Here is a 21,786-nt window from a genome sequence, read left to right on the forward strand (position 1 = left end):
AAGGGTGATTTAATGAAGATCGGGATTGTCGGACTGCCCAACGTCGGAAAATCAAGCCTTTTTAATCTTCTCACCCATGCGAACGCCCAGGTCGCCAAATTCCCCTTTACCACCATCGATAGAAATCTGGGAGTTGTTTCTCTCCCGGACAGAAGACTGGAAAAGATCGTTGAAATCACAAAGTCGCCGAAGATAACTTATGGACACCTGGATTTTATCGACATAGCAGGCTTGATAAAAGGCGCTGCCCGGGGAGAAGGACTGGGTAATAAATTCCTTTCTCATATCCGTGATGTGGATTTAATCCTGCATGTTTTGCGTTGCTTCGGTGATGCGGATATTCCACATACTGATCAGAAAATTCTGCCTCACAGAGATTATGAAATCGTGCGGACAGAACTTTTCTTGTCCGACCTGGCGATAACCGAACGCAGACTCGATAAGATAAAGAAAAAAGCCGAGTGTAGAGAAGAAGCAATTCTTTTGAAGCGGATAAAAGAAGCCCTTGAAAAAGGAGAAGTTCCTGATGAGGAAATAAAGGATTTACCCCTTCTTACGACAAAAAGAGAGATCGTTGTTTTAAACCTGGACGAAGACGGTAAGTTCAAAGACGGTCTGGAGGGATATCGATTGTCAGTGAAACTGGAGCAGGACATCCAGGAGTTTTCCGAAGAAGAAAGGCGTGCTTTAAGAAAAGATGCAGGTGTTGAGCCGGCAGGGCTGGCTGGATTGCTGGATTTGTGTTTGAAAAAACTCTCCGTCATCATTTTTTACACAATCAAAGGAGATGAAGCGCGCGCCTGGCCCGTAGTCGAGGGGACAAGTGTCCTTGATGCCGCCGGCTTGATCCATACCGATATGAAGCAGGGTTTTATCAAGGCAGAGGTTCTGGATTATGATACTTTTATCGAAACAAAGGGTTTTACATCCGCACAGCAGCAGGGTAAGACGAAGATCCAGGGCAGGGATTACATAGTAAAAGATGGCGATATCATTTTGATAAAATTCAGAAAATAGGCTCAATTTCGGCTTGACAAAAATTTTATTGTTGATATAATTTATATAGAAAAGGAGGATATCTTATGATTATCTGGGCTTTTATTATTTTCCTGCTGGGGTTGATCGTTTTTCTTCTCTATATATTTGGCCTCTTTGCGACTTTTGCTCCCTGGATATGGAGCATCATTCTCTTTATCATTGCGCTTGGTATGCTCAACAGAATCTGGCACAAGGAGAAAGAGGGAGAAAAGGAAAAACTCGCTCAGATGGTGTCAGAACTCGAGGAGAAACTCAAACAGAAGAAAGATTAAGGCATTTTGTCGAAAATAATAAGTTTTTCCTCAGTCATCTCTTTTATTGCGAACTCAGGACCTTCTCTTCCTATACCACTGCCCTTTGTTCCGCCATAGGGCATATTATCCACCCGATAAGTCGGCAGTTCATTGATAAGCACGCCGCCGGCATCGATCCTTTCGGCACATTCCAGTGCACGGCTGATGTCTTTTGTAAAAATCCCCGCCTGAAGTCCGTATTTGGTGTTATTGACCTTTTCTATAACTTGTTCAAGGGTTGTAAATTTATTGACAACCACCATAGGAGCAAAAGCCTCTTCCTGCACAACAAGGGCGTCTTCTGTTGAGTTGAAGATTATCGTGGGAAGGAAAAAGGTGTTTTCTCTTTTTCCTCCCAGGATGATAAGCCCTTTGTGCTTTTTCGCATCTTCACAGAATTTCTCAGCCTTTTCCAGCGCAGCCTGGTCGATCATCGGTCCCATTTCCGTATCTTCCTTCAGCGGGTCGCCGTATTTTATTTTACCGACTTCCATGGAGAGTTCTCTTAGAAATTCATCGCTGATTTCTTCCTCGACATAGACCCGTTGAACCGAAATACAGACCTGACCGGCGAGGGTATAGCCGCCTTTTCTTATTTTTTTCGCTACATAATCCAGGGGAGCGTCTTTGAAGACCACGACCGCCGAATTCGAACCCAGTTCCATTGTCACCCGCTTCATTCCGCAGTTTTCCATAATAAGTTTACCCACTTCCAGAGAGCCGGTGAAACTGATTTTTCGGATGTCAGGATGCTTTACAAGCAACATTCCGATCGTACCTCCTGATCCGGTTAGTACCGAAATCCCCTGTTCAGGCAGCCCTGCTTCGATCAATGCTTCAGCAAGCATTATTCCAGAAACAGGTGTCTTGGTCGCGGGTTTATGAATCACCGCATTGCCGGCGGCGATCGCCGGTCCAATCTTATGACAGGATAGATTGAGTGGAAAATTGAAGGGAGTGATTGCAAGGACGATTCCGAGGGGAACACGGATGTAAAAACCCATTTTAGACGATTCTGAAGAGAGGTCAAAACGTACGGTTTTACCGGTGAGCGCCATCGCCGCTTGAGAAGAGAGTTTCATAGTGTTAATCGCCCGTTTTACTTCTCCGCGTGCTTCATTGATTGTTTTTCCCGATTCAAGAGAAATCGTTTTTGCAAACGCTTCTTTCTTTTCTTTAATGATTTTTGCGGTGCGCTCAAGAATCCGTGCCCTCTCTCCGGCGGGCATCTTCCGTAACAGCTCAAACCCCTTATGAGCGAGTTCTACGGCTTTTGTCACATCATCTTCTTCACTCTGTGCCAGTGTTTCTATTATTTCATTATTGTAAGGAGACTTGACCGTGAAGACTTTGTTCTTTTCTATTCTTTTTCCTGATAAAAACATGAATAATTATATGCAAATAGATTTATATGTAAAGTAGAAAAAAGGCGTTTTTGTTTAAAGCTTATGGAGCAGATAGATCGCCAGAAAAATAAAAATCACGGTTAACAACGTGATATTGAGACTCAACCCGATGGAAAAAGCGAAAAACCCCAGGTTGACACGCACCGTGTCAAAACCCACTTTCAGTGCACTGAAAAAAAAGTTTTTCACCGGACCTTTAGGAAAAGCCATAGCCAGGAGATAAGACAATGCCGAGCCGATGATCCCTCCGATTACGATTCCCAGGGTTATATTCGCCAATTTTCGTCTTGCCATATCACCTCCCTTGCGGTGGATAAACTTTTTTATATGACAATATTTATCTTTTCACCGCATTTTTTACATCTGTTTCCTTTTAAACCGACAATCATCGCCTGAAAAAACATCCTTTCAATCAGCAGTGAATTACACTTTGGACAATAGGTGTTTGAGCCGTCCTCAGAAGGAACATTCCCGAGATAGACGTAATTCATTCTTTCCCGTGCTTTTGTATAGGCGTACTCCAGTTTTTTCACCGGTGTCGGAGGTTTGTCATAATTATAATTGGGATAGTAGCGGGAAAAGTGGATGGGGATGTTTGTGTCGATTGAAGCGACGTAATCGATGAGCTTATCGATATCTCTTTTTTTATCGTTCAATCCGGTCACAAGCAGATTGGTGATTTCAAGATGACAGGAAGAAGAATGAACTATTTCTATAGTTCTCTTTACGGCGTTCAGATCGCCGTGCAATACTTTTTTATAGACTTCCTGGTCTATTGTTTTTAAATCAATGTTCATCGCGTCGATCAAGGGTAGAAGCTTTAACAACGGCTCTTCATTTATCATTCCGTTGGTCACGAGCACGTTTTTACCCCCTTCTTTGTGAATCAATTCTCCTGCATCCAGAAGATATTCAAACCACATCAACGGTTCTGTATAAGTATAGGCGATACCGAAAGAGGAATGTTCTTTGTATATCCCCACCAGGGTTTCCGGTGAGATAAATTTTGTCGGAACCGTTTCCTGAGAAATTTCCCAATTTTGACAGAAAGGGCAGCGCATATTACAGCTGTTGGGTGCAATGGACAGAATTTTATTCCCGGGGTAAAAGTGATAGAGGGGTTTCTTCTCAATGGGATCCAGGGCGATGGACGTGGTGTCTCCGTAATTTGTCGCCCACAATTTTCCGTCTTCGTTTTTCCGACTTCGACACAAACCGGTCTTGCCCGGCATTATTTTGCAATAATGGGGACAGAGCTGACAGAGGATTGTACTGTTCTGCTTTTCGTAATAAAGAGCCTCAATCTTCATTCTGTTTCCACCCTCTGGAGTTCGCCGTTTTCTTCATAGTACATTATACCCCGAATTTTCAAAGAATCAAGAAAATTCATTCCTTTTTCCGGGCCCATAACAGCCACCGCCGTTGCGATTGCATCGGCAAAGGCGGCACTTTTTGCCAGGATCGTGACCGAGACAAAGTGCATTGCCGGAAAACCTGTTCTGGGGTCGATGATATGGGGATAACGGATGCCTTCCACCATAAAGAATTTTTCATAGTCTCCGGAAGTGGAGAGTGCTCCGTTGGTTATTTCAATCACTTCGATTATCCCTTTGCCCCGGGGATTACGGATTCCGATCCGCCAGGGTCTGTTCTTTGACGATCTGCCGAGCAAGACCATTTCTCCGCCGATGTTTATGAGTGCTGAATTTATACCGTGCCCTTTTATTATGTCAGCAACCCGATCTGCCGCATACCCCTGGGCAATGCCGCTGAGATCGACCTTCAGCCACTGCGGAAGGATTATCGAGTCACCCCTTATCTGAATCCGCGAATAGTCGACGAGTTTTTTTACCCGTTCGATCTCCGCGGTATCCGGAATCTTGAAGTTATTTTCATAAAAACCCCACAGTTCAAGCAGAGGCGCGATTGAAATATCGAATGTTCCATCGGTTAATCGTGCAATCGAATCGCTCAACAAAAAAAGTCGGACAATGTCTTCGGGCGCCTGGATTTTCCGCTCTTTATTCAACCTGGTGATTAAACTTTTTTCCGAGAAGCGGTTCAACAACGAATCTATTCTGATAAGTTCCGTATCGATTTCTGAAATAATCCGCTTTGCTTCTTTTTCATTATGGTGGTAGAATTTCACTTCACAGAGACCGCCGACGAGAAATTTTGAATAACTGAATTCCTTCTTTGCGCAGCTTAAACAGCAGAGGATTAAGCAGATGAAAACCATTATGTGCCGGGAAAAGAGTTTTATCTTCATCTTGATAATAATGAAGAGATTGTATTCCAAAATCACCTTTTTGTCAATCTGTTTAACACCTGACTCCTGCCGCTTTCTGTCTTGATTTTAACAACCTCTCTTCCCCCGCCATTTTGGAGAACCCGGATTTCTATACAGCACTTGATTTTGTGTAGTTTTTGTGTAGACTAAAATAACGGGAGTGATTGACAATCACCAGGAGTGGTTTATGACTAAAAAAGAATTTATGAACTCCATAACTAAGAACAAAAAAGATATTTTGAAGGAGTTGATTACCTCACTGGAAGATCTCAAAATTGACTACTGTGTAATCGGTGGACTGGCAGTCAATGCTTATGTGGAACCTGTGGTCAGCCTGGACCTCGATTTGGTTATTGCGGCAAAAGAAATGGAACGGTTGCTTGAATCAGTGAAAAATATTTTCCGGATTGAGAGATTTTCTCACAGCATTAACCTTACCAGCCCGGAATCTGAGCTGCGTATCCAGTTGCAGACAGATCCGCGTTATCAGTCTTTTCTTTCCCGTGCTTCTGTCAAAGAGGTTCTGGGATATAAAATGAAGGTGGCGAGCGTTGAAGATGTTCTCCAGGGCAAAGTGTGGGCGTACTTAGACGAGCAAAGACGAAAGAGTAAACGTCAAAAGGATCTGGCGGACATTTACCGTTTAATTGAAAAATACCCCCACTTAAAAAATCTTTTACCTAAATCATTAAGGAATGAAGTAATTTGAGGAGAAAGTTTTAATATCACCCTTTATTTTTGGAGCCGAAGAGAATTATCCGTTCTGTAACGACCCGAATCACTGCCTCCCGTCCTCTGCCGATGATTTTTCTGGGGTCGAAGACATCGGGATTGTTTTTCAGAAATTCCCTGACTCCGGCGGTAAAGGCAATCCGCAGGTCGGTATCGGTGTTGATCTTTGATATCCCGTTTTTGATCGCCTGTTTTATTAAATCATCCGGCACGCCCCTGGTTCTTTTAAGTGCACCGCCGAATCTGTTTACCCGATTAATCCAGCGGGCTTTTACCGCTGAAGCACCGTGCAGCACAAGGGGAATTTTCACCTGCCGGGCGATCTTTTTCAGGATATCAATACGTAGTTTGGGTTTCCCTTTGAACTTGTATGCGCCGTGAGATGTTCCGATCGCAACCGCCAGGGCGTCGCATTCAGATTCTTCTGCAAAGAGTTTTGCTTCCTGCGGAGAAGTGTAAACAGCCTGTTCTCTTTTGATATTGATGTCGTCCTCGATTCCGGCGAGCATTCCGAGTTCTGCTTCCACGGTTACGTTTCTTTTATGCGCATAGCGGACGACTCGTCGGGTGAGTTGTAGATTCTCTTTAAAAGGTAAGTCAGAGGCGTCGATCATCACCGAGGTGTAGCCGAACTTAATACACTCTTTAATAAGCTCAAAAGTTTTGCCGTGGTCGAGATGGAGAACGACCGGGATTTTAATCTTTTCCGCCATTGTCCGTATCATCAGGGAAATATTTTCCATTCCAGCGTATTTTATCGCCTTTTCGCTTGTCGCGATAATGACGGGTGAGTTCTGGGCCTGGGCTGCCGTAAGTATTGCCTGGGTTATTTCAAGGTTCGTGGTATTGAAGGCACCCACACCATATTTCTTTTTACGCGCCCGGGGTAAGATTTCATTCAGACCAACCAGCATTTTCTACTCCTTTTGATATCTTCTGCTGTATAATCTGCACCTGATTTTCCATTTCATATTCATAATTATTATAATATTATTTATATAGTTATTTATATTATTATATTGACAATTATCCATAAATCAAGACTAACCCGACTTGACTCCTCTCCCTTTTCTCATAGTATCAGCAGAACTGATTGAGTGATATTTGTCATTTTACCCGTTTCCCTTCGCCTTTTGTCATTCTGAAGGAGTCTGCCCTGGGCAGACGACTGAAGAATCTCCTTTTCCCCATTTCTCTGTATCTCCAATGATTGATAAAGATTCTTCGTCCGCCTTCGGCGGACTCAGAATGACAGGGGAAGAAGGCGGATTCAGATGTTATCATTTTCTTATTTTGTCAATTGACAAAACGTGAAAACGATAAAGGGGCGGACAGGAAGACATATTAAGACGCCGTGTTAATATCACGTTGATACGAAGACATGTTAAGGACATGTTAAGATGCGTTGTTTTTACTGTTCTTATTCCGGGGTGATTGCGGCGACGCAGGAATAGACTTCTTTCGCCCCTGCTTGTTTCAGGACGCGGGCGCATTCGTTTATCGTCGCTCCAGTGGTCATCACATCATCAATGAGGAGCACGTTCTTTCCTTCTACTTCGCCGGACTTCAGCATAAATGCTCCGTAAACATTTTTTCTGCGGGCTTCCGTACTCAACCGGGTCTGGGTCTTTGTATCTTTGATACGTTTCAGAATGTCGGCGTATTCCATATCACATTCACGGCTGATTGTTTTCGCCAGGAGCGCGGCTTGATTATAGCCGCGCTTCAGGAATTTTGTCCAGAACAACGGTACTGGGATAATCTTTTCCGCTTTCTTCAGTTGATGGTCGGCGAGTATGATGTTCGCCATTCCTCTGCCCAACATCGTTGCGAGGTCTGTTTTTTTACGGTACTTGAAGTGGTGAATGACGTTGTCGACCGGCGGGATGAAGAGCATCCAGGCACGACCGTGGGACACGTATTTTTCTTCTTTGCAGAAAAAGCAGGTTCTGGTTTTTTTTACAGGCCTTCCGCAGAAACGACAAACGGGTGAGTTCACCAGCGGAAGATATTCATAGCAGTTGTTGCAAAGAAAACCGTCGGTTGTTTCTTTGTCGCACACAAGGCAGGAATGCGGAAAGAGGAAATCCCGGAACGCCGCTGTAATTTCCTTGAGAAGCCTCAACTTTTTTTCTTATACGATTTCACCAAAATCACAAATCCCAGGATTATCGTCGCCAGGGAAATTATTTGATTAATCCAGAGATTTGCGTTGTTTTCGTAGTACCGGATAAAGTCTATGCCGAAGCGGAAGCCGCCGGCGAATATCAGATAGAAAGAAAAAATTTCACCGAGGACGTGCTTTTTATAAAGTTTTCTCCAGAGAAAGAAGAAGAGCGCCAGACCGAAGAGTGATGAATATAATTGAGTGGGATGAATCGTTGTCCCGGGGAACTGACTGCCTGCCGCACAGTTGCCCGGAAATTCCACTGCCCACGGTAGATGGGAGGGAATGCCGTAACAGCAGCCGTTCAGAAAACAGCCGATGCGGGTGAAGAATTCACCAAGTGCGATCGCCGGAGCGATGATGTCTCCGACGAGCAAGACGGATATTTTTTCTTTCTTTAAATAGATGATCCCTGCCGTCAGGCCGCCGAGAAAACCGCCGAAGAACATCATTCCGCCCCTCCAGAGGGCGAAGATTTCCAGAACGTTATGTTCGTATTGAGCCCAATGGAAAATCACATAAAGAACTCTTCCGCCGACAATGACCCCGAGCATGACATAGAAAGCAAGATTTTCGATCACCACCAAGGGGATATTGAATTTCTTTGCGGCTTTTTTGACGAAAAATATGGCAAAGAGAAAAGAAATCACCAGCATCACTCCATAAGAGGGGATGCCGAATTCACCAATCTGAATCAGGATTGGTCTCATTGTTCCTCTTTTTTAGCCTCTTCTATTATGCGTTTTGTTATCTCCTTGGGCACCTCTTCATAGTGATGGAATTTCATATTAAAATATCCCCTGCCCTGGGTGAGGGAACGCAGGCTCGTCGAATATTTATACATCTCGGCTTCAGGAACAAGGGCTTTAATCTTCTGGATTTTACCCTCTCCCTCCATTCCCATTATCTTGCCGCGGCGGCTGTTCAGGTCGCCCATTACGTCACCCATATAGGTCTCCGGGACATAAATCTCGACTTCACTGATCGGTTCGAGCAGGACCACACCGCCTTTTTCGGCATTCGCCTTGATCGCCATAGAGGCGGCTATTTTAAAGGCGATGTCCGATGAATCAACCGGATGGTATGAACCCTCATACACGGTGACTTTGACGTCGGTTATCGGATACCCGGCGAGAAACCCCTGCTGAAGTGCTTCTTTCACACCCTTTTCAACCGAAGGGATGTAGCGGGAGGGGATTTTACCGCCGACAATCGCGTTGACAAATTCAAAACCGGCACCCCGTTCTAAAGGTTCAATCCTCAACCAACAGTCACCGTATTGTCCATGGCCCCCGGTCTGTTTTTTGTATTTACCCTGTGCCTCTGATTTTTTCGTAAATGTTTCACGGTACTTAATTTTCGGTTTGGTCAAATCGACGCTCACCCCGTATTTTCTCTTGAGGCGGGAGAGGATGATGTCGAGATGCAGTTCACCGATTCCAGAGATTATCAGCTGTTTTATTTCCGGATCAAAGGCAAAAGAGAAGGTTGGGTCTTCGTCGTGGAGGCGGGTTAAGCCGTTCGAAATTTTTTCCTCATCACCTTTCGCCTTGGGTACGATCGCCATTGAGATCGAAGGCAGAGGGAATTCTATTTTCGGCAGTACGACATTAAGTTTACTTGAAGCAAGGGTGTCACTTGTATGGCTGTCTTTTAATTTCACCAGACCGCCGATCATCCCGCAGCTGAGCTGATTGGTCTCTTTTCTTTCTTTTCCTTTGATAAGAAAGATTTGGTTGATTTTTTCATCGCTCGATTTTGTGGTATTCTTGACGACGTCGCCGCTCTTGAGTTTGCCGCTCAGCACCTTGATTAAGCACATTTCACCGAGATGCGGCTCCACGGTGGTTTTGAAGACATAGCCGAGAAACGGCGAATCTTCACTCCTTTTTATTTTTGTTCCGTCCACATCAAGTTCTGGCAGGTCTGTGGGAGCCGGCATAAAGGTCGTCACCGCCTCGATGAGGTTGTGGATACCAATCAGTTCCAGGGCGTCGCCGGCAAAACATAGGGCGATCTTCCCCTGAACAATTCCCTGTTTTACCGCATCAAGACATTCTTTGAACTCGATTTCCTGTCCTTCCACATATTTGTTCATCAAGGTTTCATCAAAATCCGCCGCCGCTTCAGTCATCTTTTCGGCATATTCTGATACTTTTTTCTCCATTTCTGCGGGCATCGCTTCTTCTTTTCCCTGAGCGCCAAAAGCCTTTTTCTTCAGCACGTCGATGACCGCCTTGAATCCCTGGGCTTCTCCGACCGGGATTGTAAGTGGAACGATACTTCGTTTGGTTATGGTCTTAAGCTCAGAGAACACTTTATAAAAGTCCGCATTCTCTTTTTTTAATTTGTTGATGAAAAATATCAGGGGAAGATTTTTTTCCTCGATCTTTTGCAGAAGACGTTCCGTGCCGACTTCAATGCCGCTGGCTGCGTCGATAACCATGACGGCATTGTCGATGGCTTCAATTCCACTGACCGCTTCTCCGATAAAGTCAGAATAACCAGGGGTATCCACGATATTGATGAGAATGTCTTTGTATTCAAAGGTCGCCAGACCGAGATTCAGACTGCATACGCGTTCGATCTCTTCCGGGTCGTAATCGAATACCGATGTTTTCTCGGCGACTTTGCCGAATCTGTTATTCGCTCCTGTGCAGAACAGAAATGCGTCAGCGATCGTCGTCTTGCCGCAGCCTGCATGTCCGAAAAAACCTATATTTCTAACACTTTTTACCGCCATTTTGACTCCTCCTTCAGAATAATTTTTTTGAGACAGCTATAGTGAGCTCATCCTTTAATAATTCACTGATTAATTCAAGTGTTCCATGATGAATGGTCTTTTCCCGTTTTACCATAACCCCGCCGATTATTTTGTCGTTTGTGTTGATTTTATACTTCAATCCTTTTTTCTGTAGAAATTTTTTTAATGTCGCACCGTGCTTCTCCAGGTCTTTTTTATTAAGTATCAACTCTCCGTCTTTTTCTCCGCTGTTTTCTATAAGCTCTTTGAGAAAATCAAGATATTTCTTGTGCGTCGTTAATTTCTTAAGGGCTTCGGAAATAACCTCCTGGATTAATTTTCTCTTTTCAAAAACGAGGACTTTATTCAATTCTAATCTTTTCTGTGAAACGGCCCTCAATATTTCGGCTTTTTTCCGGGCATCTGCTTCCTGCTCGATCTCTTTTCTCTTTGCCGCAAGCTTTTCCTCTGAAGCCTTTTTGATCTTGGCAGCCTCTTCTTTGTATTTCTTCAGAATATTCTCAGTTTCTTTTTTCGCATCGCTGATAATCTTTTCAGTAACGGTTTGCGTAGCCATTTTAGATCTTCATTTGAACCACGGCGAGAATCGTGACGATTAATCCCAGCACCGCATAGAACTCAACCAGAATTCCATAAATCATCGCCTTCGCCGCTTCTGTCGGTCTTTTTGCAACCATCTCCACTCCTGCAGTGCAGACCTTACCCTGCCAGATTGCTGAGGCGATGCAGGCGATCGCAACGGGCATGGCAGCAAAGAAGATCTGGAGTCCCTGTTGCAGACTTAGAGCGACGATTTCTCCGCCGAAGATACCGATTTTCTGCAGAACCATAAAGGCTCCGATAAAACCATAAACACCTTGAGTACCGGGTAATGCGACAAGGATCAACAGGCTACCGAATTTTTCAGGGTCTTCACTCAAAACACCATTGGCTGCTTGAGCTGCGTAACCGATTCCAATTGCTGAACCAATTCCTCCAAGAATTGCAGCAAGTGCACCACCTGCAATTGCTATTGCCAAGCCAAAAGATTCTGTCATTTTACCTCCTTTTTATCTTCTGCTGCATTACAGCAGACAGATGCTTCTCCGCCGCAAACTGCCGGCATAAATATATCTTTACTCAAATTCAACATAATTGGTCTCAAAACCAAACGGTTTGAAAGGTTTACTGCCTCCATTGTAAAATCTTCCGAAGAACTCGATATATTGGAGACGCATTGTATGGATAAATCCACCCAGTGCGTTGATCACGATATTAAAGAGATGACTGGGGATAAGAATCAAGACGACCAGGATAAAACCCACAATCGGAATACCAGTAATCATCCAGGCGATTTTGTTTATCGCTATCGCGATGACACCGGTGACCATGCCCAGCGCCATAAGGCGTACATAGGAAAGTATAACCCCCAAGTAACTGGAAATTCCATAAAGATTATACAATCCCCAGGCAATTTTTCCGAGTACTTTTTTTGCTTCTTTAAAACGGATTATTTCCACAATCAATAAAGGAATTATCAGGGCATAGATGTACGAAGGTATCTGAATCTGGTACTTGAACCCGACCACTTTACCCATTGTGCTTGTTAACAACACCCAGACCAGGAAGATTATCGGCGCCCAGATGAGTTGATCCAGTACCGGCGGGTCTCCTTCAGGATGTGAGCCGATGATGATCCCGACCACGCAGAGCCACAGAATTATTTCGAGAATCATTTTAGCCAGGATGGAAGAATTGAATAGTGTGAAGTAGAGTAATATCGACGGCAGGAAAATAAACCATGTCAGATTTGCAAAGACCGCCTGACCATACTCACGGTTCTTCATTGAATCATATACTTCAATGCCGATACCGAGCATCATATGGATGAATCCCAGTCCCAGTGCGATGCCGATGAAGATCATCGGATCCTTTAATGGATCAAAGAGCATCAGTGCCTGACGGAATCGAATCAACGGGGTTATACCGATGTATTCAAAAAGGTCGCCCACCCAGCCGCCGACCATTGCACCGGCGAAGATCGTGAGAATGCCGCCGACCAGTATAATCCAGATGAGACTGCGGTCGCCGGCGACTTTTTTCAGAAGATACATTGAGAAAAGGATTAACACTATGCCGTATACGGCATCGGTTATACATAAAGCGAAAAAGACAGGGAAGAAGAATGCCAGAAACGGAGTGGGGTCGAACTCGTGTGGTTCAGGCATACTGTATAGTTTTATCAGTATTTCGTAGGGTTGACTCCACTTCGGATTCTGAAGCGCAACCGGAGGTTTTTCGTCGGGCTCTGGTTTTACCTTTTCATAAACAGCAAGTTCTGCTTTTTCTATCAATGCGTCGAGGCGTTTTATATCCCGTTTTTTTATCCATCCTATAATGTTAACCGTGGCTGCAGTTTCAGGCAGGGACTCTGCGATTTCTTCTTTCTTCTGTTCGTTTACAAACAGATCATAGGTCAGCTCCAGGATGGAAATTTCCCTGGACAGTTCAGCTTCTCTCTTTTGCAGTACTTCAAGGCGGTTCTTGAGTTCTTTCATCTCTTTCCTTATTGACGCAAGGATATCTTCGGGCTTTCCTGTAAACTCCTTGAAATCGACTATTTCACACTCGTTTTCAATTAACAGGGCACGGAATTGATGGCTCTGTTCTTTCTTTATAAAAAATATGTAATATAAAGTCGGACCTGTTGTATTGACCACTTCAAAGGAATAAGGGATCGCCTCGACTTTTTCCAGAAGCTTTTCCAGAATTTCCTTTGAAGGGATGATGCAGGGTACCGCCTCGGTCTGTTTAAAAGAGCGCAACAACCCGAGGTCGTATTTCATCGGCGCCCACGGTGTGAGAAGAGCGCGCTTTTCTTCGAGTGCGTGAAGGCGGACTTCACTTTTTTCTTTTTCTGTTTTTACCCTTTCGAGCTCAGCCACTGTTTTTGCATAGTCATAAGAGCGGACAGACTTTTCAAACTCTTCAAAGCGAATCGGTTTTTTTATTTTAATGAATGTTTCCAGAATGCTTCTTTTCTTATAGCCGGCGAGCTGGCTCAGGGCGTCGCTGATCTTCATCAACTGGTCAGAGCTTCTTGCTGAGGACTCTTCCAGCTCGGTAATGTGTACCAGGCCCTCTTTCTGCAACTCCTTAAGGAATTTTTCCTTGATGCTTTTATGGATGACTATATGAATCTTTTCTACCGGGATGATGGCCATTTAAGAATTATTTCCTGGACACTTTTCAGTGCCTTTTCTTTGTTCTGCTTATACGCACCCTGTAATTTTTTTATCTCTTTATCGTGGGCTTTCTCCAGTTTTTTGATCTCTTCTTTAATTACTTCTTCGGCTTCAGACAATTTTTTGTCTATCAGTTTTTCTCTCTCGGCGTCCAGCGCATTCAATGATTCTTCGGCATGCGTCAGTTCCTGCTCCACTAATTTTTGTCCTTTAATTTCGGCATCTTTCTTTAATTTTTCGGCTTTTTCTTCGGCTTTCTTTATTTCTTCAATTAATTTCATAACAGTTATTTTAGCCAGAATCCAAAGAAAGTCAAGAGAAAACGGCTGTTGGCAGGTAAATATTTGAGTAACTAATGGGATCAAATCTCAACATTCAGCATTAGCCAAGAAGGAAAAGAGAATCACAAATACATTTGCTGGTGATGGTAATTTTTTATGCGGAAAGTTAAGCGTTTTTATACTGTTTTTTAATACGGAAGGCAAAGAGGAGAATGAATATACCGATCGCAACCAGTATTGTTGAAGATAAAAAAGCCATGCGATATGCAAATACCTGAGTTGAACCTGATTTTATTAAAAGATCAACTAAAGGACCGGCAATAAGGGTGCCGGCGACTCCCCAGCTGAGGAAGAAGGTGGCATTGAAGAGGGCAAATTGTTTACCGCGGTGCTCAGGTGGTATCAATTTTGAAGCATAAGAATATGAAGCCGCCAGAATTATTACTTCTGAGACGCCGGCGAGGAAATTGCTGAAGAATATTATCTGGAGGGTCTGTCCGAGCATAAAACCCAGCAGATTCAATATCGCGATGATCGTTCCTGATAAAAGAAGAGCGGCGTCACTGAAGCGGCGGGCGAGTTTTGACACCAGGATGCCCATAATGAAAAGTGCTGCTGATTGCATATTGACGATATAACCCAGGAGATTGCTCGAGACATTAAATCCCTGGTCAAGGACAAGATATTGTGCCTTGATGATAGCTATTGAATTTCTTCCGAAGTTGATGAAGATCATCGCCAGGAGAAAGATAAGAAATGGTTTTGAGTAGACAAAGAGTTTGATTCCCTGTTGCGTTCCTTCTTTTTTCTCTTTTTCAGCAATCCCTCCTTCAGGAACAAAGAACATCGGTATGGTCGAGAGGAGCATTATTCCCGATGCGATGAAGAAGAGAAGTCCTTTGTCAAAACCCCATCCTTCATAGTATCGTGACAGCCCGTCATAGGCGAGCCCGCCGATCCATACTCCCAGAATTCTTCCGAGTGCTCCGATACTTGAGAGCTTCCCCAGAATACTGGTTCGTTCCTGTTCTGGATAGAGATCAGAGATGATTGCACTCCAGCCGATATTTGACATGGACCAGAAGATTTCAATAAAGGACAACCCGAGAATGATGATGTAGCCGGCTACATATTTACTCGTGGGAAGGGTATGCAGGAACCAGACCAGTACCGTAAATAACGCCGCTAAGATTTCACCGACGATAATGAGCGTTCTTCGCTTCTGATAGCGGTCAGAGAGCACGCCCCAGATAAACGTCTGAAAGACAATATTTAGAATCATCGGAAAGGTTGCAAAGAACGTGGTTTCGGTTACACTCAGGCCGAGAAAAAATCTGAGATACACAGAGAGATAGCTGTAAAAAAGGCCCCGTCTGAACATCGCCAGAATTTGAAAGGATGCTATGCCGGGAAAGGTTTTTCTTTTATTCTTTGCTTCCACTTTCTTTCATTGAAAAATTTTATACATCAAAGACAATCGTGGCTTCATAACCGTTTTTCTGCTTTTTTACTGTCAGATTATGGTAGGTGACATTTTTGATATCGGTTTTTATTTTATGCCTTTTCAAATCAAAGAGGTCGCCGTTTATCCGTGCGGAAAGTTTTAACTGCTGGAGTGAAATATCGTAATTCATCGGGATAAATCTGTGAACCGAAAAGTTATAGAGCAATTCCCGACACCAGTCGATAAGCAGTTCTTCAAGATTTTCGGCTTCAACTACTATTTCGATTTCTTTCTTTATCGCCAGTTTTCCGGATATCTGGATTTCAAAGATTGCCTGAGCAGTGTTGATAAACAGTTCTTCTACGGTTGAGCCGAAAACCCTGATGCCGAGGTCGGCCGTGTGATTGAGATATTCGAATTTTTTCCTCGCCATTTCCACAGTGTATTCAAAATAGAGTAGAATGTCAATAAACACAATTGTTGAATTATTACACTGGGTACTTGATTCTCGATATTGGATGAAACGGAGAATAAAAGATTGTTATTGTTGACAGAGTGCTTGATTTATAATATAATACCTTGATTATGGATAGAAAAGAAAATCTCTATGAAAAAAACCTTACCCGTTTAAAGAAGATCGCCGAGAAAAAGGGTTATGTCTTCAACTCCAATGAGGACTGGGTGAAACAGGTAATCAGGTTGATGACGAATAACTTTGAAGAGTATGGAAAATATTTTTGTCCCTGTAAACAGCACCATCCCGTGGACCCAGAGGTTGATGTCGTCTGTCCCTGTCCGACCCTTGATAAGGAGGTTGCGGAAGAAGGTTTTTGTCACTGCCGGCTGTTTTATCGTAAAGGTTTTGAGAAGAAACAGATGGATATTCTCAAGACCATTACCTGTCCTGGCTGAGCGTCCAAGATGTCAGCTGCGCAGTTGGCGCAGGCGCTTGCAATCCTACCGCGGCCAAAGGATAAAAACCTCCTCGTGGGCGTAAATACTGCTGATGACGCGGGTGTTTATAAAATCAGTGCAAACTCGGCTGTTGTATATACGGTTGACATTCTTACTCCGGTGGTCAGGTCTCCTTATCTGTACGGCAAGATCGTCGCCGCCAATTCTATTTCTGATATCTATGCAATGGGAGGCGACCCGAAACTCGCTCTTAATATAATAGGTTTTCCCGACAACGGAGATCCGGAGACCCTGGGTGAAATTCTAAGAGGCGGTCATGAAAAGGCTCAGGAGGCGGGTGTGACCATTCTCGGCGGACATACCTTTGTCACCAAAGAGATAAAATACGGCCTTTCGGTTATCGGCTATATTCATCCGGATAAGATCATCACGAATGCCGGAGCAAAGCCCGGTGATGTTATTGTTTTGACAAAACCGATCGGCAGCGGGCTTCTTATCCAGGCCGTTCTGGTCGGTGAAGCCGAAGGAATCGACTTCACACCGGTGGTTAATGCAATGACGGCCCTGAACCGTGATGCTTCCCTTGCAATGAGAAAAGCCGGGGTCAATGCGGCGACCGATATCACGGGATTCGGACTTATCGGACATCTGGTTGAGATGGCTGAAGCAAGCAGGGTCGGCATTGAACTGGATGCCTCCCGGTTTCCTATCCACAAAGGCGCACTGGAAATTCTCGGTAAAGGCGTGGAAGATCCCGGGATCACCATGAACCTGACCTCATTCGATAGTCGCGTGGACAGAACCGCGGTTGATGAGTCCATTGGTAAGATAATATTCAGTTCCGAGACCTCAGGTGGTCTGGCGATCGCTCTTCCTGAGAAGAATTTAGAGGTTTTCAGAAAGCACTATACGGGTCCTGCTCCGGTGATTGGAAGGGTTACCGGAGAGAATGCGGGCCAGGTGATTGTCAAAGACCGGTTTTGATCTTTATAGAGTTAGTTTATTCGATCACTAGGTGGAGTCAGACAAAGCCGAAAGATCGTTTTCTTGCGATAGATTCTGCTGTTTAATTTTGTTATTTATTGTGTTCGGAATTTCCTCCCCACATATACCAGCCGTCGTCATCTTTATCTCCGGTTTCAATGCCGTATAAAAGGCCGTTATCACAGGAGACAAAGACGAATCCTTTCGCCACCGCCGGTTGAAAACTGACCGCGCCTTCGAGCTTTTCTTTCCAGAGAAGCTTTCCGTCTTTTTCCCTCAAACAGAAGATTTCTCCGTTTCCTGAGCCGATAAAGAGTTTTTTATTTGCATAAGCAGGCGGTGCAAAGACTCTGCCGCCGACACCTTCGGTGGTTAAATCATCATACTTCTGCACCCATTTGACCTCACCGCTTTTTATATCCACGGCCTGGATTTCGTTTCCCATGGCATTATAAGAGCAGCCTCCGCGTACGACCGGCCGCGAGCCCTGATATGCCCAGCAGCCCACGACAGAATATTGCCCCACATTCGTCTTCGCCTGATCAAGCTTCGCTGCCGCCGGAGCGCTTCCGAATCCGACACTTGCATCAAGATTTTCCTGAACGGCGGTATTCGCCGTTGTGCGTCCATACACGAGATACGGCGCTTCCCTGAGCGTCCATGGTTCTTTTTGTTCCTGCGCGCCATCTTTGTTGTTCAAGGTTGCGATACCTTCGTACTGTTTGATTGAATCCCTGCCGCTTTCCACTTCCTGACGGAGGCTGATAAAGATTCGGTCGTTGTGGATCGTGGGGGCACAGGTGGCGTTCTTTTTCTGAGACCACACAAGCTTGCCGTTGATTGTGTTGTATCTATACACGGTGCCGTCGAAACAGGTCAGATAAACAGAGTTTTTGTAAATCACGGGTGCGGATATCAAATCGCCGGCGATTTTGACATTCCAGACTTCTTTGCCGGTCTTCAACTTCATACAGGCGAGATGGTGGAAGCCGTCGTTACCGGGATATGCCATGTATACATTTTTATCATCCACGGCAGGTTGACTCATCAATGGGTCGCCCAGCCATTTTTCCCACACCTTTTCACCGGTCTTTGCCTTAAGAACATAGATGATACAGGATTCCGTATTAAAAACCACATAGCCGTTTTTTACGACCGCGGCGGTCGGTCCGTCATCGCCGGTCTTGAACATCCAGGCGAGTTCACCGGTCTTTGCCTTGAGTGCATAGAATTCATAGCTGCCGTATCCGCCGCCGACAAAGATCAAACCGTCTTCATATGCTACAGTAGCAAGGGGGCGGCTGCCGGGAATCAAAACCTTCCAGCCTTTTCTGCCTGAAGGGAAAGAGACTTCTTCAGCAATTAGTTCTGTCTCCGACCTCAACCTGGGAATAAGCAGTTCATCCTGAGCCGTCATCTTTTCTTCTGACGCCGGTGCGGCACGTTGTTTTGCCTTTGGTACGTCCTCAATCTGCGACAGCCCGAAACAGAGGAGGAGTACCATAAAAGTAATCAGACGTTTGACCATTATTTCCTCCTTTATTTACAAATACAGTGACAAATAGATTATATTCCTGAAATGCACAAAAGCAAGGATAAAATATTATTGACGATCCAGTGCTTTTGAATACAATAGGAGCATAAAGGGTTTTTTCAGGGTTATTTTATTGTCAAGATAAGAAAGGTATAAATCTGGAGGTTTTATGAGTACCATACTGCTGGTCTTTCTGCTTTACCTTGTCGGTATGATAATCGTTGGCCTGATAACCGCCCGCCTTGCTTCAAAATCTCTGGATGATTTTATCCTGGGCGGCAGAAAGATGTGGACTCCGGTCATCGCCCTTTCAGAAAAAGGAACAGATATGTCCGCCTGGCTATTGATCGGGCTTCCAGGTCAGGCATTCAAGATGGGCCTGGGTGCAATCTGGGCCGGCATCGGAGTCTGGTTGGGAAGCATGTTCAACTGGCTGGTCATTGCAACTCCGTTGCGCAGACTTGCGGGCAAATACAACGCCCTGACACTTCCCGATTATTTTGAATCCCGATTCAATGATGAATCACATCTTCTACGGATAACTTCCTCTGTTCTGATTGTCTTCTTCTTCACCCTTTATGTATCGGCTCAGGTCGTCGGCGCCGGAAAGATCCTTGCCGCGACATTCAATATCCATCAAGTCGTGGGAATGGTGATCGGTTTGAGTATTATCCTCTTTTATACAATGATGGGCGGATTTATCGCTGAATCATGGACCGACTTTTTTCAGGGATTGATTATGGCGGTGGCGATCGTCGTGCTCTGTATTCTCGGAGTTGTCGCTGCTGGAGGGCTCGGGAATATCATGCTTCATATAAAGGGCATTGATCCCGAGGCGGCGATTGTATCCGCCGGTAAGAGCGGAACTGCACTGTGGCTCGGTCTTATTCTCGGCGGTCTGGCGATCGGATTCGGTTATGCAGGTCAGCCCCATATCGTAATGCGTTATATGGCGTTGCAGGATGTTAAAGAGGTCAAAAAGGCGACGATTATCGCAATGACCTGGACAACAATTACGGTTGCCGGCGCGATTTTTTTGGGATTCATCGCGATTCCGTTTCTAAGGGGAGAGATCACCGACCCGGAACACGTTACCCTTGCTTTTGCAGCGAAGATCCTGCCGGGATGGCTTGTCGGTTTTGTCCTTGCAGCAGCGACTGCAGCAATGATGTCGACTGTGGATTCCCAGCTTCTTGTAGCCGCCTCGGCGGTTACTGAAGATATTTACCGCAAGCTGATCAATCCTGACGCCTCGCAGAAATACCTTGTGAAACTGGCGAGAATCTTCACAGTGGTGATTTCTGTGGTGGCATTTATTTTAGGACTTTTCGCCAAACAACTGGTTTACTGGTTGGTCCTGTATGCCTGGGGTGGTCTGGCGGCGACTTTCGGTCCACCTTTGATCCTTTCCCTGTTATGGAAAAGGACGACAAAGATAGGTGCATTTGTCGGAATGGTGGTTGGTGCGGTGACCATTGTGGTGTGGTATAATGTGCCGGCGCTCAAAAATTTTCTCTATGAACTTATCCCGGGGTTTATATTATCATTCTTAGCTACCTGGCTGGTGAGTTTCTTTACGCAGAAATCAAATATCCGATCAGAACTCAGCAGCGACGCGGGATAGAGAGATTTAGTCGAGCAATACTACTTGTTTCGGGGCGAGCCGTTTAAGAGGATGTACGACCCCTGGTCAGAAAACATGCGGCGGGTGATATTGAATAAACTTGAAACCGAGGCAGTGCACTTTGCAAAGAGATGTTTGGCGTACAAAGATAAAAAGAGCGCCGAAAGAGCTCTTAAAAAGGTATTGCGGATCATCCCCGGCTCAGAAGAGGTTGCTGGAACACCTGGGAATTTGTAGTATCTCTTTGGGGACTTACAATCCAATAAATATTTGGGCATCCGGTGTTTTATGCCGGATGCCCTGTTTACTATATCTTAACTACTTTCCGACTGATTTTCCCTTCAATTTTAATGAAATAGATGCCGGGTTTTATCTTATTAGCATTAATTGCTCGACCGGAGATATCGTATACTTTGCACTTTTTACCTTCTGGAAGCTGTAAAGACCCGTAGATGACCGTTGCACTGTTCCAATCTTGCAAAGGTGTAGTAATCTCTTCTTCAATGCCAATAGGGGCATAGTAGACAATCAGCCTTGGGATCTGAGAACCATGCTCATGGGGATAGAAGAAGACCCACTCGTCCCAAAGGCCGACATACAAACTGTCATTTGAGTCATGGGGCATGAATCCCCATGGAACCACCGAGGTCATATCATCGGGGTCCTTCATCTTAATGGTGCAGAATGTATGTGAGACCTCGTAATCCCGGTTAAAGATGTCCGTCAGGTCAACCGACCTTGCCCAACCAAGATCGACACCAAAACCTGAAGCCTGGTGGGTCGAATCAGAGGTTGGAATCTGCCAAATTATGTGAGCTGAATCATTCTCAGTCCAGGTTTGAGAGTTGACATTCCAGTAGATTACATCAGCATCCCAAAGATAACCTACCTGCCAGACATAACACTCAAGAATCACCGAATCGATCTGTGCGTTTGATGGGATCGAGGAGATGTCAAATTTTAAGAATGGATTTCCACCCTCACCACCGCCATAGCTAACAACGTAGACATCCTCCACTGGGTTTAGGGTGTCAACATCGGCCTGAAGCATTACTACTAATCCTAACAAAACTAAAAATTTCATAATTCC

General features: G+C 44.8%; 22 protein-coding genes. 6 read left to right on the plus strand and 16 right to left on the minus strand.

Annotated features, from left to right (window positions below; genetic code table 11):
* The first annotated feature begins 12 nt into the window (after nt 1-12).
* Complete coding sequence (gene ychF, locus ENI34_05560; GenBank protein ID HEC78594.1) at nt 13-1,017, plus strand: redox-regulated ATPase YchF; 1,005 nt, start codon at nt 13-15, stop codon at nt 1,015-1,017.
* A gap of 65 nt (nt 1,018-1,082) precedes the next feature.
* Nucleotides 1,083-1,310: a hypothetical protein gene (locus tag ENI34_05565; GenBank protein HEC78595.1), complete on the plus strand. Its 228-nt coding sequence runs from the start codon at nt 1,083-1,085 to the stop codon at nt 1,308-1,310.
* Here ENI34_05565 and ENI34_05570 read toward each other — a convergent pair.
* The 4 genes from ENI34_05570 to ENI34_05585 are packed head-to-tail and all read right to left on the minus strand — an operon-like array spanning nt 1,307 to nt 5,042.
* The gene (locus ENI34_05570; GenBank protein ID HEC78596.1) at nt 1,307-2,716 is read right to left on the minus strand and encodes an aldehyde dehydrogenase family protein; all 1,410 of its coding nucleotides are present in this window, start codon (nt 2,714-2,716) and stop codon (nt 1,307-1,309) included. The two genes, ENI34_05565 and ENI34_05570, sit on opposite strands and share 4 nt — an antisense overlap.
* Before the next feature lie 54 nt (nt 2,717-2,770).
* Entirely contained in the window at nt 2,771-3,031 is a 261-nt protein-coding gene (locus tag ENI34_05575) for a DUF4321 domain-containing protein (protein HEC78597.1), read from the minus strand.
* 29 nt (nt 3,032-3,060) lie between these two features.
* Entirely contained in the window at nt 3,061-4,047 is a 987-nt protein-coding gene (amrS, locus tag ENI34_05580; protein ID HEC78598.1) for an AmmeMemoRadiSam system radical SAM enzyme, read from the minus strand.
* A complete protein-coding gene (locus ENI34_05585) occupies nt 4,044-5,042 on the minus strand; it encodes an FAD:protein FMN transferase (GenBank protein HEC78599.1) in 999 nt (332 codons plus the stop codon). Before ENI34_05585 ends, amrS begins: the two co-directional genes overlap by 4 nt.
* A gap of 172 nt (nt 5,043-5,214) precedes the next feature.
* On the opposite strand from ENI34_05585, the gene ENI34_05590 reads away from it, so the two are divergent.
* Complete coding sequence (locus ENI34_05590) at nt 5,215-5,736, plus strand: hypothetical protein (GenBank protein HEC78600.1); 522 nt, start codon at nt 5,215-5,217, stop codon at nt 5,734-5,736.
* A 16-nt stretch (nt 5,737-5,752) separates the two neighbouring features.
* Here the strand turns inward: ENI34_05590 and fba are convergent, their stop codons facing one another.
* From fba to ENI34_05640, 10 genes are all read right to left on the minus strand, one after another.
* A complete protein-coding gene (fba, locus tag ENI34_05595; protein ID HEC78601.1) occupies nt 5,753-6,673 on the minus strand; it encodes a class II fructose-1,6-bisphosphate aldolase in 921 nt (306 codons plus the stop codon).
* Nucleotides 6,674-7,179: 506 nt separating this feature from the next.
* On the minus strand, nt 7,180-7,884 hold the full coding sequence (locus ENI34_05600) for a ComF family protein (GenBank protein HEC78602.1): 705 nt from the start codon (nt 7,882-7,884) through the stop codon (nt 7,180-7,182).
* A complete protein-coding gene (lgt, locus tag ENI34_05605; GenBank protein ID HEC78603.1) occupies nt 7,881-8,636 on the minus strand; it encodes a prolipoprotein diacylglyceryl transferase in 756 nt (251 codons plus the stop codon). Before lgt ends, ENI34_05600 begins: the two co-directional genes overlap by 4 nt.
* Nucleotides 8,633-10,669 carry an elongation factor G gene (fusA, locus tag ENI34_05610; GenBank protein HEC78604.1) on the minus strand — a complete coding sequence of 679 codons (2,037 nt, stop codon included), beginning with the start codon at nt 10,667-10,669 and terminating at the stop codon, nt 8,633-8,635. Before fusA ends, lgt begins: the two co-directional genes overlap by 4 nt.
* Before the next feature lie 13 nt (nt 10,670-10,682).
* Nucleotides 10,683-11,246 (minus strand): hypothetical protein, encoded by a 564-nt coding sequence (locus ENI34_05615; protein ID HEC78605.1) that lies wholly within the window; start codon nt 11,244-11,246, stop codon nt 10,683-10,685.
* 1 nt (nt 11,247) lies between these two features.
* The gene (locus ENI34_05620; protein HEC78606.1) at nt 11,248-11,727 is read right to left on the minus strand and encodes a V-type ATP synthase subunit K; all 480 of its coding nucleotides are present in this window, start codon (nt 11,725-11,727) and stop codon (nt 11,248-11,250) included.
* A gap of 78 nt (nt 11,728-11,805) precedes the next feature.
* Nucleotides 11,806-13,893 (minus strand): hypothetical protein, encoded by a 2,088-nt coding sequence (locus ENI34_05625; GenBank protein ID HEC78607.1) that lies wholly within the window; start codon nt 13,891-13,893, stop codon nt 11,806-11,808.
* Nucleotides 13,875-14,195: a hypothetical protein gene (locus ENI34_05630; GenBank protein ID HEC78608.1), complete on the minus strand. Its 321-nt coding sequence runs from the start codon at nt 14,193-14,195 to the stop codon at nt 13,875-13,877. The genes ENI34_05625 and ENI34_05630 overlap by 19 nt, the downstream gene beginning before the upstream one ends.
* Nucleotides 14,196-14,361: 166 nt before the next feature.
* On the minus strand, nt 14,362-15,636 hold the full coding sequence (locus ENI34_05635; GenBank protein HEC78609.1) for an MFS transporter: 1,275 nt from the start codon (nt 15,634-15,636) through the stop codon (nt 14,362-14,364).
* A 19-nt stretch (nt 15,637-15,655) separates the two neighbouring features.
* Nucleotides 15,656-16,072, minus strand: a complete 417-nt coding sequence (locus ENI34_05640) for an archease (GenBank protein ID HEC78610.1) — start codon at nt 16,070-16,072, stop codon at nt 15,656-15,658.
* Between the two features lie 152 nt (nt 16,073-16,224).
* Here ENI34_05640 and ENI34_05645 point away from each other — a divergent pair, with 152 nt between their 5' ends.
* The gene (locus ENI34_05645) at nt 16,225-16,551 is read left to right on the plus strand and encodes a ferredoxin:thioredoxin reductase (GenBank protein ID HEC78611.1); all 327 of its coding nucleotides are present in this window, start codon (nt 16,225-16,227) and stop codon (nt 16,549-16,551) included.
* Between the two features lie 9 nt (nt 16,552-16,560).
* The gene (selD, locus tag ENI34_05650; GenBank protein ID HEC78612.1) at nt 16,561-17,538 is read left to right on the plus strand and encodes a selenide, water dikinase SelD; all 978 of its coding nucleotides are present in this window, start codon (nt 16,561-16,563) and stop codon (nt 17,536-17,538) included.
* 91 nt (nt 17,539-17,629) lie between these two features.
* On the opposite strand, the gene ENI34_05655 is transcribed toward selD, so the two are convergent.
* Entirely contained in the window at nt 17,630-19,066 is a 1,437-nt protein-coding gene (locus ENI34_05655) for a hypothetical protein (GenBank protein ID HEC78613.1), read from the minus strand.
* Nucleotides 19,067-19,241: 175 nt separating this feature from the next.
* On the opposite strand from ENI34_05655, the gene ENI34_05660 reads away from it, so the two are divergent.
* A complete protein-coding gene (locus ENI34_05660) occupies nt 19,242-20,696 on the plus strand; it encodes a sodium/proline symporter (GenBank protein ID HEC78614.1) in 1,455 nt (484 codons plus the stop codon).
* A 307-nt stretch (nt 20,697-21,003) separates the two neighbouring features.
* On the opposite strand, the gene ENI34_05665 is transcribed toward ENI34_05660, so the two are convergent.
* Nucleotides 21,004-21,780 carry a T9SS type A sorting domain-containing protein gene (locus ENI34_05665; GenBank protein HEC78615.1) on the minus strand — a complete coding sequence of 259 codons (777 nt, stop codon included), beginning with the start codon at nt 21,778-21,780 and terminating at the stop codon, nt 21,004-21,006.
* Nucleotides 21,781-21,786: the final 6 nt, after the last annotated feature.

The organism is candidate division WOR-3 bacterium (assembly GCA_011052815.1).
GTDB lineage: Bacteria > Hydrothermota > Tepidihabitantia > SM23-42 > SM23-42 > DRIG01.

What these genes read in the sequence shown, in the direction of transcription:
- ENI34_05645 (HEC78611.1), top strand. Translation starts at nt 16,225, where the DNA reads ATGGATAGAAAAGAAAATCTCTATGAAAAAAACCTTACCCGTTTAAAG.
- ENI34_05590 (HEC78600.1), top strand. Translation starts at nt 5,215, where the DNA reads ATGACTAAAAAAGAATTTATGAACTCCATAACTAAGAACAAAAAAGAT.
- ENI34_05575 (HEC78597.1), bottom strand. Translation starts at nt 3,031, where the DNA reads ATGGCAAGACGAAAATTGGCGAATATAACCCTGGGAATCGTAATCGGA.
- selD (HEC78612.1), top strand. Translation starts at nt 16,561, where the DNA reads ATGTCAGCTGCGCAGTTGGCGCAGGCGCTTGCAATCCTACCGCGGCCA.
- ENI34_05640 (HEC78610.1), bottom strand. Translation starts at nt 16,072, where the DNA reads ATGGCGAGGAAAAAATTCGAATATCTCAATCACACGGCCGACCTCGGC.
- ENI34_05630 (HEC78608.1), bottom strand. Translation starts at nt 14,195, where the DNA reads ATGAAATTAATTGAAGAAATAAAGAAAGCCGAAGAAAAAGCCGAAAAA.
- ENI34_05665 (HEC78615.1), bottom strand. Translation starts at nt 21,780, where the DNA reads ATGAAATTTTTAGTTTTGTTAGGATTAGTAGTAATGCTTCAGGCCGAT.
- ychF (HEC78594.1), top strand. Translation starts at nt 13, where the DNA reads ATGAAGATCGGGATTGTCGGACTGCCCAACGTCGGAAAATCAAGCCTT.
- ENI34_05655 (HEC78613.1), bottom strand. Translation starts at nt 19,066, where the DNA reads ATGGTCAAACGTCTGATTACTTTTATGGTACTCCTCCTCTGTTTCGGG.
- ENI34_05625 (HEC78607.1), bottom strand. Translation starts at nt 13,893, where the DNA reads ATGGCCATCATCCCGGTAGAAAAGATTCATATAGTCATCCATAAAAGC.
- amrS (HEC78598.1), bottom strand. Translation starts at nt 4,047, where the DNA reads ATGAAGATTGAGGCTCTTTATTACGAAAAGCAGAACAGTACAATCCTC.
- fusA (HEC78604.1), bottom strand. Translation starts at nt 10,669, where the DNA reads ATGGCGGTAAAAAGTGTTAGAAATATAGGTTTTTTCGGACATGCAGGC.
- fba (HEC78601.1), bottom strand. Translation starts at nt 6,673, where the DNA reads ATGCTGGTTGGTCTGAATGAAATCTTACCCCGGGCGCGTAAAAAGAAA.
- lgt (HEC78603.1), bottom strand. Translation starts at nt 8,636, where the DNA reads ATGAGACCAATCCTGATTCAGATTGGTGAATTCGGCATCCCCTCTTAT.
- ENI34_05570 (HEC78596.1), bottom strand. Translation starts at nt 2,716, where the DNA reads ATGTTTTTATCAGGAAAAAGAATAGAAAAGAACAAAGTCTTCACGGTC.
- ENI34_05660 (HEC78614.1), top strand. Translation starts at nt 19,242, where the DNA reads ATGAGTACCATACTGCTGGTCTTTCTGCTTTACCTTGTCGGTATGATA.
- ENI34_05565 (HEC78595.1), top strand. Translation starts at nt 1,083, where the DNA reads ATGATTATCTGGGCTTTTATTATTTTCCTGCTGGGGTTGATCGTTTTT.
- ENI34_05615 (HEC78605.1), bottom strand. Translation starts at nt 11,246, where the DNA reads ATGGCTACGCAAACCGTTACTGAAAAGATTATCAGCGATGCGAAAAAA.
- ENI34_05620 (HEC78606.1), bottom strand. Translation starts at nt 11,727, where the DNA reads ATGACAGAATCTTTTGGCTTGGCAATAGCAATTGCAGGTGGTGCACTT.